General features: G+C 42.6%; 11 protein-coding genes. All 11 read right to left on the minus strand.

Translation table 11 applies throughout. The features are described 5' to 3' along the window. Nucleotides 1–3 precede the first annotated feature (3 nt). Complete coding sequence (gene mreC, locus OCV65_RS01685; RefSeq protein WP_262580707.1) at nt 4–879, minus strand: rod shape-determining protein MreC; 876 nt, start codon at nt 877–879, stop codon at nt 4–6. A gap of 1 nt (nt 880) precedes the next feature. Then, complete coding sequence (locus tag OCV65_RS01690) at nt 881–1903, minus strand: rod shape-determining protein (protein WP_118451930.1); 1023 nt, start codon at nt 1901–1903, stop codon at nt 881–883. A gap of 2 nt (nt 1904–1905) precedes the next feature. Beyond that, nucleotides 1906–2613, minus strand: coding sequence for a RadC family protein (gene radC, locus OCV65_RS01695; protein WP_118383884.1), 708 nt, complete (start codon nt 2611–2613; stop codon nt 1906–1908). Nucleotides 2614–2658: 45 nt separating this feature from the next. Continuing rightward, nucleotides 2659–2919, minus strand: coding sequence for a DUF4321 domain-containing protein (locus OCV65_RS01700; protein WP_118383885.1), 261 nt, complete (start codon nt 2917–2919; stop codon nt 2659–2661). A 93-nt stretch (nt 2920–3012) separates the two neighbouring features. Further along, the gene (locus OCV65_RS01705) at nt 3013–4635 is read right to left on the minus strand and encodes an NAD(P)/FAD-dependent oxidoreductase (RefSeq protein ID WP_262580709.1); all 1623 of its coding nucleotides are present in this window, start codon (nt 4633–4635) and stop codon (nt 3013–3015) included. A 2-nt stretch (nt 4636–4637) separates the two neighbouring features. Further along, nucleotides 4638–5864 (minus strand): BaiN/RdsA family NAD(P)/FAD-dependent oxidoreductase, encoded by a 1227-nt coding sequence (locus OCV65_RS01710; RefSeq protein ID WP_262580710.1) that lies wholly within the window; start codon nt 5862–5864, stop codon nt 4638–4640. A 30-nt stretch (nt 5865–5894) separates the two neighbouring features. Further along, nucleotides 5895–7178: a methionine gamma-lyase family protein gene (locus OCV65_RS01715; protein WP_262580711.1), complete on the minus strand. Its 1284-nt coding sequence runs from the start codon at nt 7176–7178 to the stop codon at nt 5895–5897. A 32-nt stretch (nt 7179–7210) separates the two neighbouring features. Continuing rightward, entirely contained in the window at nt 7211–8170 is a 960-nt protein-coding gene (gene miaA / locus OCV65_RS01720) for a tRNA (adenosine(37)-N6)-dimethylallyltransferase MiaA (RefSeq protein WP_262580712.1), read from the minus strand. 18 nt (nt 8171–8188) lie between these two features. Then, nucleotides 8189–10117 (minus strand): DNA mismatch repair endonuclease MutL, encoded by a 1929-nt coding sequence (gene mutL, locus OCV65_RS01725; protein WP_262580713.1) that lies wholly within the window; start codon nt 10115–10117, stop codon nt 8189–8191. A gap of 3 nt (nt 10118–10120) precedes the next feature. Beyond that, on the minus strand, nt 10121–12748 hold the full coding sequence (gene mutS, locus OCV65_RS01730; RefSeq protein ID WP_262580780.1) for a DNA mismatch repair protein MutS: 2628 nt from the start codon (nt 12746–12748) through the stop codon (nt 10121–10123). Nucleotides 12749–12886: 138 nt separating this feature from the next. Next, complete coding sequence (locus tag OCV65_RS01735; protein ID WP_118451936.1) at nt 12887–14437, minus strand: L-glutamate gamma-semialdehyde dehydrogenase; 1551 nt, start codon at nt 14435–14437, stop codon at nt 12887–12889. Nucleotides 14438–14468 lie beyond the last annotated feature (31 nt).

Below are 14468 nucleotides of genomic sequence, written 5' to 3' on the forward strand. Positions count from 1 at the left end.
GTATTATTCCCCTTTGGAATCAGATGAGTTCTGTGTCAGATCCTCTTTTGTAGAAGTGATAACCAGAACTTCCTGAATATTAGAAAAATCCACTGCAGGAGTAATATATCCGGATCTGGTCAGGTTATTGGAATCCACCTCAATCTCACTGATATATCCTATAAAAAGTCCCTGCAGGTACTTGGAACTTATATGTGAAGTAACTACCTGTTCGCCTACTTCTATCTTATGATCGTTGTTTGGCAGTTTTTCAAATCGGATGCGGCCATCACTCATAAGCTTCAGATCACCGCTTACCATACACAGATCCGAGGTAGAAAGTGTCATACCACTGACATTACTTTCATCATCGATGATGGAACGAACCTGTGCATAGTCAGGTCCAACTTCTGTAACGATACCGGCAAGACCACTTCCGGCAAGTACATTCATATCAACTTTAATACCATCATTGCTTCCTTTATCAATAGTAAATGTACTAAACCAGTTGGAACCGCTGCTGGCAATCACATGAGCAGCTACTTTTTTATAGTCCGCATAATTCTGATCCAGTTTATACAATTCCTGCAGACGCTCCAGCTCGTACTGTTCCTGACGAAGTCTGGTATTGTCAATGGTCATATCATCCAGCTTGGACTGAAGTTCTTCATTCTCCTTTTTCAGATCATCCAGAGTCTTAAAGTTGTCTTTCATGTCGCCTGTCCAGCGTCCGATATATCCGATTCCTTTCTGCATAGGAATGATGGTATAATTGGCCACAAAGCTGAGAGGACCTTTGCCACCTGTGAGTTGCTCTGCACCCATCAATATCCCACAGACTACGATCAGAATCAGCAGTACATATTTACTTGGAATCCTGTTTTGATTCTTAATCTTCATATTATCTCATCCACCTATAATTATCTTCGATCATTGAATAAGCAAGTTTTTTTAGATCCTTTGAACCTATGATATTCTTAAGTCCTGTCACAGCACAGATATCAGGATCAATTGCTGTATGTGTTCGTATACCGGTCATTTCCTCCAGATATAATTCCAGCCCCGGTAAATTAGCAACACCGCCTGTCAGAAAAATACCATTTCTACGAATGGATTTACGAATCTCCGGAGGAGTACGGTCCATCAAAGCCATGATTGCCTGTACACACTGTTCCAGAGGTTCTTTTACTGCTGCGCGTACCAGATTAATAGAAATTTCACGCCGCTGTGGAATACCTGTGATCAGATCTCTTCCAGCAGCAGTCATAACTGCATTATCATCATCACTGAATACACCAAAATTTCGGCGAAGCGTCTCCGCTGTCTGATGACCGATCAGAAAATCGTGGTTATATCGCACAAGCTGTGCAACAGCCTGATCCAGATCACTACCGCCTACCTTGAGCAGCTGATTCAGCACGAGACCTCCACCTGCTATAATAGAAAGTTCTGTTGTAGCACCACCAAAATTCACAATAAAAAGACCTTTTGTATTCTCTACATCAAGATTCAGTCCGATTGCATCCGCAATACCTCTTTCTACTATATTAACTTCTCTTGCCCGGGCTGTCGAATGAACCACAAGATCAAAGAATGCTTTTTTTTCTACTTCTGTTACATCCGTTGGAACCGCAATAACATATGCAGAACCTCTGGCAAAATGCCGTTCTTTTTTCAAAAGATTCTGAAGAAGATACTGCATATCGTTAAATCTGGATATAACGCCATTCTCCATTGGAAACTGTACCTGAATATCCGGCGGTGTCTTTTCATACATCTCGTATGCCTGATCACCAACAGCAAATATCTCTCGATCCTCTTTGATGGCAATTACATTCTTCTCTTTCCAGATCGTATCTGATTTTTTATCATAAACTTTGATCTCATAAGACCCGAGATCAAGACCGTAAACATTTTTAGCCATTGTCACTGTCCTTTCACACGAAGCAGTTCCTGCTCTGAAAAACTGATATAACAGTTATCTCCCATAACAATGTGATCCAGTAATTCTATACCGATCAGTTCACCTGCCTGACGGATTCGCTCAGTCAGCAGCATATCTTCTCTGCTAGGTGTCGGATCACCACTGGGATGATTATGCAGTAATATAATGGAAACTGCATTCTTTTGTAAAGCTTCTATAAATAACTCTCTCGGCGTGATCAGTGCAGCGTTCACTGTACCTTTGGAAATATCTGTCTCGCCGATTAGTCGGGATTTCGAATTTAACATCAGGAGTTTCATAATCTCCTGCTTTTCATGTCTCATATCCTCCATATAATATCTGGCAATGGAAGATGGACACGTAAACTGCAGCATCTCACATGCCTCTGCCTTAGCAAGTCGTTTGGCAAGTTCTGAGATACAAAGAATCTGTATGGACTTGACTCTGCCGATTCCACGAATCTTTTTCAGACGTTCTTTGCTGAACCGGTGAATGCCAAGCAAACCATCCTCTCCGGCATAATACAGAATCCGCCTGGACAGATCCAGTGCATTTTCACCGTGACTGCCGGTACGCAGAAGCACAGCTAAAAGCTCTGTGTCAGTTAGATGCGATGCTCCAAACTGTTCACATTTCTCGTAGGGACGTTCAGATTCTGATAGTGATTTCATGGTATTTGTAAGACTCATTTCTTTTGTAGATCTCTAATGACTCTCCCCGGAAGACATCCCCTTTTACATGAAACGGTAAATGATGATTGCAAGAACAATACCGATAATGCTCGAAATCGTAATCTTTATCGTAAGACCAAAGGTGATTATCAGAATACCCAGATCAAGTATGATCGGCTTTTCAACTCCAAAGGTCTGTCCATAGGCAAGCCAGCCAACAGCTGATGAGCCTTCTGCCAGCATACCAATAAAGCCGCCAAGCACAAGTCCCGCCAGAATAAGCAAAAACAAAGCCCAGGAATTCTTACTTCCTGCTCCTCTCATATATACTCCTCCTCGTATCGTTTTCCTAAAAAACTCAATATATTTTAACACATTTCAAAAATAGTGTATAGACTAATCCATCTAAAAATTTTCTTAATCATGTTGCTGTCTGTCGAATGGGTGATATTTTTGAACGATCTTTTCAGCAACTTTAATGCCATCCATTGCAGCTGAAGTAATGCCTCCTGCATAGCCGGCACCCTCTCCGCAAGGATAAAGTCCGCGAATCTCGCTTTGCAGAGACTGGTCTCTCAATATACGTACCGGTGATGAAGTACGACTCTCTACACCCGATACAATTGCATCCTTTCTCGCATATCCCGGAATCTTACAATCAAACTTGTGAATAGTCTCTTCCAGATCATGACTGATAAATTCAGGGAAAATATTTCGTACATTTGCAAGTTCATACAGCCCACGCATCTGTGGTTTCACTTCGCCAAAGGCAGTCGATGTTTCATTCTTACAGAAATCTGCAAACTGCTGTACCGGAATCTTTCCGCCAGCTGCTTCGTAGGCGCGGTGTTCCAGGTTTCTCTGAAATTCCACACCGGCAAGCACATCTTCTCCCGGAAAATCTTCCGGACGCACTGTGATGATCACAGCACTGTTGGCATTTTCACCTGAACGGTCATGATAACTCATACCGTTGACTGCGAGCATCTCTTTTTCTGAAGATGCATTCACTACGTAACCACCTGGACACATACAGAAAGTATAACCACTTCTTCCCGATTCTAACTGTGCGGTAAGTTTGTAATCAGCTGCCGGCAGATGATTTTCCCTTTTCTGACCGTACTGCGCCAGGTCGATCATTTCCTGCGGATGTTCCATACGAATGCCGACTGCAAAGGCCTTGGCTTCCATAGGAACCTGTTTGTCATTTAGTACCTGAAAAGTATCTCTGGCGCTGTGACCAATTGCGAGTACAATAGTTTCTGCATCCAGTCTGTATTCTTTTCTGTCACGGGTATCGGTTACCGTCAGTCCGGTAATTTTTCCGTTTTCAAATGTAAAATCGGTTACCTGACTGTAAAAATGTACGTTGCCTCCATTCGCCAGAATCTTTTTACGCATGTTTTTTACCACTTTCGCAAGTACATCGGTACCGATATGTGGTTTGTTCCTATACAAGATTTCTTCCGATGCACCATTTGCCACAAAGATTTCCAGTACTTTGTGGTTGCGTCCCATCGGATCTTTGACCAGCGTATTTAATTTTCCATCCGAAAATGTACCTGCACCGCCTTCTCCAAACTGTACATTGGATCTGGTATCCAGTTCACCTGTTTTCCAGAAATGTTCAACATCCTGGCATCTGTTATCTACATCAGCACCTCGCTCCAGAAGTATCGGCCGATAACCTAATTCTGCAAGCATATATGTACAAAACATGCCCGCAGGACCGCACCCGATCACGACCGGACGATGGATCAGTGGTTCTGTACCTTCCTGCGGATAGCTGTATTCTTTCCATTCAGCCTTGCAAATATCTTTATTCTTGTTTTTTTGAAGAATGGAAGCCTCTCTGGAGACTTCAACATCTACCGTATAAGTATAGAAGAGATCTGGTTTTTTCCTGGCGTCCAGTGATTGTTTGCGGATAATATAGGAAACACACTGCCCGGGTTTCAGGTGCAGTGTGTGCTGAATTTTCTTCTCCAGATCTTCTTCTGTATGGTCAATCTTCAATTTTAATTGTCTGATTCGAATCATAATTACTCCTCTTCTGCTGCAGAGGTTCCTGCAAGCGTACCGGTGGCCCATGCAAAATGCAGATTATAACCACCACAGATTCCATCAATATCTAATAATTCACCTGTCAGATAAAGACCTTTTACAAGTTTCGATTCCATAGTGTGCGAATCAACTTCTGTAGTCCTTACCCCACCGGCACAAATCTGCGCCTTTTCAAATCCGTTTGTTTCTGTTACATTTACACAGAATTCTTTGCAAATTTTAATCATCTGATTCCATTTATCTTCTGGAACCTTTACCGCCCATAGCTTTTTATCAATGCCACAGAGATTAAGCAAAACAGGAATCAGTTTCGCCGGTAATATGGAATTAAAGCATTCTTCAGCCGTACGGTGGGCGTATTGTTCTTTCCGTCTGGTCATTTCTGCCGCAAAATCGTCATTACTCATAGAAGGCACCAGATCCAGAAGAACTGAGACTTTCTTTTTTTGTAACAATGCTTTGGATGCATAACGACTGACCTGAAATACCGGAATGCCTGAAATGCCATAGTCTGTAAATTGTAATTCACCTGTATCCTGATCAATTAACCTTCCATCAATATATAACTGCACGGTGGCTCCAGTTCGGATTCCGGCCAGTTTCTTAAAATATTTTTCATCGGAACGAAGCGCCATGAGTGCGGGTACCACTGAAGAAATATTGTGTCCCAACATTTTTGCAAGTGTATATCCACTTCCGTCGCTTCCGGATATCTGAGACGCTTTGCTGCCGCAGGCAAGGATTACACGATCCGCAGTATATATATTTTTATTTTCTTTGCAGTGTATCTGAAAATGCTGCTTTTTCTTTATCTGATCTACTGACACGCTATTAATTATTTTTACGCCTGCCTGTTTCGCTTCCAGTTCCAGTGCGTCCCGTACGGCAGATGCCTGATCATTAAGTGGATACACATAGTCACCGCGGCATTTTGTAATTATTCCAAGACTTTTAAATAAGGCGAGTGCATCGTCGATCTGAAACCTGGACAGTACAGGTCTGATAAAAGTCTGATCATCCCCTCGGTAACATTTTTCTGTAATTTGAAGATTAGTCAGATTGCATCTTCCGTTTCCGGTAGACAGTATTTTTTTGCCGGGACGGTCATTCTGTTCTAATACAGTAACTTCAGCCCCATTTCTCGCAGCAGTGATCGCGGCAGTCATACCCGATGCACCACCGCCGATTACAATAATTCTCTGCATAGAACCGCTCCTCCCTTTGCAGTACCAATATTATAAAGATACAATGCCATCTCTTACCAGATATTCCAGCGACATGAGGATACCAAGCTTAGCGTGTGGCCAGGTAAGTCCTCCCTGAAAATATACGGCATATGGCGGTTTGATCGGACCATCCGCTGAGAGTTCAATGGATGATCCCTGTACAAATGCGCCTGCCGCCATAATTACATCACTGTCATATCCGGGCATCGCCCAAGGTTCCGGTGTTACATGTGAATCAACCGGTGCAGCTGCCTGAATACCTTTGCAAAATGCAATGACACCTTCCGGTTTGCCAAATTCCACTGCCTGAATAATATCATGTCTGCTCTCAGAACCGTTCGGAATTACATGGTATCCAAGCTTCTCGTAAATATTGGCAGCGAAAATGGCTCCTTTTAATGCACTTGCAGTGACGGTCGGTGCCAGGAAGAAGCCCTGATAAAAGTCTTTCATGACGCCAAGAGAGGCACCAACTTCACGTCCGAGTCCCGGAGAAGTCAGGCGATAACCGCAGTTCTCGATCAGTTCTTCACGACCGGCAATATATCCGCCGATCGGAGCCAGACCGCCTCCCGGATTCTTGATCAGAGAGCCAACCACCATATCTGCTCCTACATCACTTGGTTCAATCGTTTCTACGAACTCTCCATAACAGTTATCTACCATACAGATCACATCCGGTTTGATTTTTTTCACAAATGCGATCACTTCACCAATCTGTTCAACTGAAAAACTTGGTCTGGTCTGATAACCTTTTGAACGCTGAATGGTAACAATCTTTGTATTATCATGGATTGCTTTTGGGATATTTTCAAAATCAAAACTTCCGTCTTCCAAAAGATCAACCTGAGAATAGCTGACACCGTACTCTGCAAGAGAACCTTTTGATGGTCGGATACCGATTACTTCTTCCAGTGTATCGTATGGCTTGCCGGCCACGGATACCAATTCATCCCCCGGACGGAGATTGGCTGACAGAGCCAACGCCAGTGCATGCGTTCCGCAGGTGATCTGTGGACGAACCAGCGCACTCTCCGTATGGAAAACATCGGCATAAACTTTTTCCAGTTTATCACGTCCCAGATCATCATATCCATAACCGCTTGCATATTCAAAGCAGGCTGCGCTGACATGATTTTTCTGCATAGCGTGAACGACTTTTAACTGGTTGTATTCTGCAATCTCATCAATTGTATCAAATCTTTCTTTTAATGTTGCTTCTATTTCTTTACCGAGATTGACAACAGAGTTTCGAATTCCCATTTCCCGGTACATTTCCGTAATAACTGACATATATATCTTCTCCTTCGTTATATCTTCTATATTTATCCGCGTATTTTTCCAAATGCCGGATCATCAGCCAATTCTGCCATCATAGAATTCAGAATCTTTTTTTCATCATAACCATATTCATCCTTATTTACCCAGATCACATCCCGCTCTCGTTTGAACCATGTGATCTGTCTTTTGGCAAAATGTCTGGTGTCACGTTTGATCTCATAAACTGCTTCATCCAATGATATTTCACCATCCAGATAACTCAGGATTTCTTTATATCCCAGTCCCTGCATAGACACCATTCCCCGATGATATCCCATTTCTTTTAACCGCTTAACCTCCTGAAGCAGCCCTTCTTCCATCATCTGGTCTACGCGCAGATCTATTCTCCGGTACAGATGATCCCGTTTGTCATTCAAAACGAAGTATCGATAATCATATGGGGATTCTTTTTCCCGTTCTCTGGCATTGTGTACGGATATCTTTTCACCTGTCAAATGGTAATATTCCAGTGCGCGAATCACTCTTTTAACATTATTCGCATGAATACTGTCCGCAGATTCCGGATCAATGGCACGCAGTTTTTCGTGCAATGTGTTGACACCGTGTTCATTAGCATAGCATTCCAATTCGCTGCGATAGGAAGCATCGCTGTCGCTTTCCGTAAAATCAATATCATACAAAAGTGCCTGAATGTAGAATCCGGTGCCGCCTACAACGACTGGAATATGATTGTTTGCATAGATCTTTTCCATGGCTTCTTTTGCCATTTCCTGAAACCGGACAACATGAAATTCTTCTTCGGGCTTCAATACATCTACCAGATAATGAGGCACACCATCCATTTCGTCTCTCCGGATCTTGGCAGATCCGATGTCCATATATTGATATACCTGCATTGAGTCGGCAGAAATGATCTCTCCGCCAATTGCTTTCGCAAGCTGGATAGACAAAGCCGTTTTCCCTACGGCCGTAGGTCCGGTCAATATAATAAGTGGTCTTTTCATAGGAATGCTCCTTTATTGTTATACAATACGCTTAAATTTCTTTTCAATCTCCCGCTTTGACATGGAGATAATGGTCGGACGCCCATGAGGACAATGATACGGATTATCTAATGCAAGCAACTCGCCGATCAATGCGTCAGCTTCTGCATAAGAAAGCTTCATATTCCCTTTAACGGCAGCCTTACATGACATGGATGCTATCTTTTCATCTACAACATCCGGCGTCAGACCAGTATAAATCTCATCTGACAGACTGTCAATCATTTCCATCAGAAGATCCTTCTTAGCTATGCTGAAAAGATTGTCCGGCACTGCGCACACTGCATAGGAATCCGGACCAAAGTTTTCAAATTCAAACCCAATTCGAGTGAACTGGTCCATATATTTTTCCAAAAGCTGTGCTTCACCCATAGACAGATTTAACACGATTGGCGGACTGATATTCTGGGAAGTATAATCACGGCTTTTCATTCCTTGAAGTGTCTTTTCATATAATACACGCTCATGCGCTGCATGTTGATCAATGATATACAGACTGTTTTGGAATTCAATCAGCCAATATGTTTCAAAAAGCTGACCTATAATCCGATGTTCTTTTACAGATTGCTTATCCAAAAGTTTCTCTTCAAACAGGTTTAACTGTTTTGGCTTTTCAGGCACGGTATCCTGCGCTGGCGTACTGCGATAAGGCACAGTTTCTTCTTTTATAACATTCGACTTTGTGATTTCATGTACAGGAACAATTTTTTCAGCTTCTTCCTCCTGATGGCGGGACATTACCCGTTCGCGCATCTGTTTCATGAAATAATCCAAGTCTTTTTTACCTGTTTTGCCTGTATTTTTACAGAGCGCACTCTGTTTTTCTTCTGTTTTTTTGTTCTTTTCCTTTGATGCTGTGCTTGAGAAGCTTATCTCTGCCGATTGTGGCGGTTCAGGCACTTCCACATGAGGTATCAACTCTTCGTGGTGCAGACTTCTGCCGATTGCTTCACAGAGAAAATTATAAACTTCCTGCTGATTGCCAAAGCGTACTTCCATTTTAGTTGGATGTACATTCACATCCAACAGATCTCCTTTGACTTCTAGATGCAGAACAGTAAATGGATACTTATGCTGCATCGTAAAATCCTTATAGGCATCTTCGATTGCTTTTGAGATCATCTGGCTTTTTACATACCTGCCATTAATATAATAATTTTCAAAGTTACGATTACCTCTGGATACAATTGGTTCTCCGATATAGCCGGTTAGTTTCAGATGTTCATTTTCAGCTTTCACTTCCAGAAGATGAGATGCAATATCTCTTCCATAGATATGGTAGATTACATCTTTAAGATTACCATTGCCGGAAGTATGAATCTTTGACTGTCCGTTATTAATAAACTGAAAAGATATCTCTGGATGCGAAAGGGCAAGTCTGGTTACCAGATCAGCAACATGACTTGCTTCTGTCATCGGCGTTTTTAAGAATTTACGTCGTGCCGGAGTATTATAAAAGAGTTGGCGGACCAGAAATGTAGTGCCATCAGGTGCACCCGTTTCTTCTATAGATATTTCTTTTCCGCCCTCAATTCGGTAAGTAATTCCAAAGTCATTCTCTCTGGTTTTGGTGATCAGTTCTACTCTGGACACAGCAGCGATACTTGACAGTGCTTCGCCACGGAATCCTAATGTGTGAATATCCATCAGATCGTCTACGGAACGGATTTTGCTGGTAGAATGACGCAAGAATGCATTCGATACATCTTCTTTTGCAATACCACATCCATTATCTGTAATGCGTATAAATGAGATTCCACCCTCTTTTATTTCTATTACGATTGCACCGGCACCGGCATCGATAGCATTTTCTGCCAGCTCTTTTACAATAGAGGCTGGTCGTTCAATGACTTCGCCGGCCGCAATCTTATCAATTGTAATCTGGTCTAATACCTGTATTTTACTCATGCTTTACCACCTGTTTTTGAGTTTGTTCTGTAACTGATAAAGTGTATTCATAGCATCAATCGGTGTCAGATTGCTGATATCCAGTTCCTTCAGCTCTTTCAGCACATCATCATCTTTTACAGTGTCAAATAATGACATCTGCGCCAGATCCACTTCATCCAGACGCTTTGTCTTCTGTTTCGTCTCCTGACCAGCCACTGCAATATCTTTGATTCTGGAAGTAATATCTGCGTGGGACAACTCTTCTACAATCTCCTTTGCCCGGTTTGTTACGGATTCCGGCACTCCTGCAAGCTTGGCCACCTGAATACCATAACTCTTATCTGCACCACCTTTTACGATTTTGCGAAGGAATACGATATCGTCTCCTTTCTCTTTTACGGCAATGCAGTAATTATTTACATTATCAATCTTACCTTCCAGCTCAGTCAGTTCATGGTAATGGGTTGCAAACAGCGTCTTTGCGCCAAGTAATTTGGTGTTGCTTACATGTTCTACCACAGCCCATGCAATAGATAGTCCGTCAAATGTACTGGTACCGCGGCCAATCTCGTCCAGGATCAGCAGACTCTTGCGTGTTGCATTTCTTAGAATATTGGCAACTTCTGTCATTTCCACCATGAAGGTGCTCTGACCGCTTGCCAGGTCATCGGACGCTCCGACTCTGGTAAAGATACGGTCTACAATAGAAATATTCGCACTGGAAGCCGGTACAAATGAACCGATCTGCGCCATCAACACAATCAGCGCTGTCTGCCGCATATAGGTCGATTTACCTGCCATATTCGGACCCGTGATGATCGATACACGATTCTTTCGGTCATCCAGACACGTATCATTGCATATGAACATGTCATTCGGAATCATTTTCTCCACTACAGGATGTCTACCGTCCTTAATATCAATCGTACCACGTTCATTGATCTTCGGACACACATAGTTATTACGCTCTGCCACAAGAGCCAGAGATGTGAGAACATCAATCTGTGCAACGACAGCAGCCGTCTTCTGGATTCTTACAATCTCTTTTGCAATGCTGTCACGTACCTGACAATATAATTCATATTCAAGCGCATAGAGTTTGTCTTCCGCTCCCAGGATCGTGTCTTCCAGTTCTTTTAATTCCGGTGTAATATAACGTTCTGCATTGGCAAGTGTCTGTTTACGTGTATAGTAATCCGGTACCAGCTCCTTGTAGGAATTAGTCACTTCCAGATAGTATCCAAATACTTTGTTGTATCGAACACGGAGATTCTTAATTCCTGTCTTTTCACGTTCATCTGCCTCAAGCTGTGTCAGCCAGTCCTTACCTTCTGTTTTGGCATTGCGCAGAGTATCAACGTCCGAATTAAATCCTTCTCGGATAATGCCTCCCTCTTTCATAGCGAGAGGCGGCTCATCACAGATTGCATCTCCAACCAGTTTACAGAGTTCTTCCAGTGTATCCAGTTCTTCACAGAGTCTGGCAAGCAGCGGACTCTTCATATCTTCTAACAGATATTTGATTGGTGGAAGCATATCCATGGAATTCTTCAATGCCGTCAGATCTCTTGGATTGGCCGACTGATACGAGATTCGTCCGACCAGACGCTCCAGGTCATAGATTGGAGAAAGGTATTCCCGCAATTCCTCTCTGGATATTGCATTATTCTTCAGCTCTTTCACTGCTTCTAACCGCTCCTCAATCATGGTACGGTCAATTAACGGCTGTTCGATATATTTGCGCAGAAGTCTGGCACCCATAGCCGTCTTGGTCTTATCCAACACCCACAGCAACGAACCGCGCTTCTGTTTTTCACGCAATGTTTCACAGAGTTCCAGATTTCTTCTGGTCGAATTATCCAGGATCATATATTTGCCTACGGCGTAGCGTGTCAGTCTGCTGATATGGTTCAGGGATGTCTTCTGCGTCTCATAAAGATATTCCAGAAGTGCACCTGCGCCGATCATTCCGCAATTATAATCGTCCAGACCAATCGCTTCCAGAGAGCTTACGTGAAAATGTTCCTTCAACGTGCGTGCACACAGTGCATCGTCAAAATATGCTGCATCCAATGCTGAAATAGCAATTCCAAGACGATCTTTCAAATCATTCAGGCTTGCACCGCTCATATAGAATGCTTCATTACAGATGATCTCTGCCGGAGAGAACTTGTAGATCTCATCAAAAAGCTTTTCACTGTTCTCCACTTCCGATACCAGATATTCTCCGGTTGTCACATCTGCTACAGAAAGCCCATATCGATCCTCGATATATACGATGCACATGATATAATTATTCTTACTCTCATCCAGATTCTGGGTGCTCAAAATAGTTCCCGGTGTCACCACCCGGACAACCTCTCGCTTTACCAGTCCCTTGGCTGTGGCAGGATCTTCTACCTGCTCACAGATTGCCACTTTATGGCCTCTGGAAACCAGCCGGTTCAGATATCCGTCTACTGCATGGTATGGGACACCGCACATCGGTGCACGTTCTTCCAGACCACAGCTTTTACCGGTTAATGTGATCTCCAGTTCCTTTGATGCGGTAATCGCATCATCAAAAAACATCTCATAGAAATCACCCAGACGGTAAAACAAAATACAATCCGGATACTCCTTTTTGGTCTCCATATATTTCTGCATCATTGGTGTTAATTGTGCCACATCTATTCTCCTCTTTCACTTATCTTTTGACATACATAGTCTAGTATAGCATCTTTTGTGGATTCATAAAAGAAAAAAGAGACTATTTTTCAATAGCCTCTTTTGCGATAATTCTCACTATTAATCTGTCAAATCTTCTGTAATAGACTTCAGATTCAAGAAGTTTGTAAGGTAATCACTTGTTCCTGTCTTGGCGTCTGTACCGGACATATTGAATCCGCCAAATGGATGCTGAAGTACAACTGCTGCAGTAGATTTACGGTTAAAGTACAGATTACCAACGTTAAACTGAACTTTAGCTTTCATGATATTCTCTCTTGTCTCACTGTATACAGAACCTGTCAGACCATATTCTGTCTGATTAGCAATATCAAGTGCCTCATCAAAAGAATCTACTTTGATCACTGCAAGTACAGGTCCAAAGATTTCTTCATTTGCAATTCTTGCATCTCTCTTGATATCACGGATGACTGTCGGATCCACAAAGTAACCCTTCTCATCACTGTATGTACCACCATATACGATAGTTCCTTCTTTACGTCCCACTTCGATGTAAGAAGTAATGTTATTGTATGCATTCTGGTTGATAACCGGTCCGATGGCTGCATTATCACGTCCTGCACCCTGATCAGCTTTTAACTTCTTAGCTTCTTCTACAACTGCGTCTACCAGTTCATCATATACGTCGCTCATAACGATAGCTCTTGAGCATGCAGAGCATTTCTGTCCCTGGAATGTAAATGCAGAACTTGCAATTCCCTGAGCTGCTTTCTTAATGTTAGCACTGGAATCTACGATAATTGCATTCTTTCCACCCATTTCTGCAACGACACGTTTGATCCATTTCTGACCCTTAGAAATCTTAGCGGCATGCTCATTAATACGGCATCCGATCTCTTTAGATCCTGTGAAGTTAATGAATCTTGTAAGTGGATGCTCCACAATGAAATCTCCGATATCTGATCCTGATCCTGGAATATAGTTTACAACACCTGCCGGGATTCCTGCCTTCTCGCACAGCTCCACGAATTTGTAGGCAACGATCGGTGAATCTGATGATGGCTTACATACAATGCTGTTACCCGTTACAACTGCTGCTGCAACCATACCACCGATCAGTGATAACGGGAAGTTCCACGGTGGAACAGCCACGCCTACACCGATTGGAATATAGATACATTTGGTATATTCATCTGTAGGCACAAGCTCCAGTCCTTTTTCCAGATTGTTCATATGCATCACGTATGAATTGATGAAATCCAGAAGCTCGCACAGCTCTCCATCTGCTTCGCCCCAGTTCTTTCCACTTTCTTCTACATTCCATGCATCGATATAATAACGATTCTCTTCTACTAATCTAGCAAGCTTTCTAAGTGCACGTGCACGCTCTTCTAACGGAGTAACGCTCCATTTCTTAAATGCTTCATTCGCTCCCTGAATCGCCTTTTCAGCAAGTTCCTGGCTGCAAGAACATGCATATCCGAGCACTTCCTTTGTAGCAGGTGAAAGAGAGGTAATCTTTTTCTCTGTCTCGATTCTCTCTCCGTTAATAATCAGTGGAAATACAGATCCTTTTTCCTTTTCAACAAGCTGAAAAGCTTCTTCCATTTTTACTTTGTTCTCATCAATAGTAAAATCAAGCTCTGCAGCATTCTTAAATCCTTTTAACATTTTGTATACCTCCAGCTATCGTTCGTTTTCT

Origin of the sequence: Dorea ammoniilytica (assembly GCF_025567415.1) — a bacterium.
GTDB classification, from domain to species: domain Bacteria; phylum Bacillota; class Clostridia; order Lachnospirales; family Lachnospiraceae; genus Claveliimonas; species Claveliimonas ammoniilytica.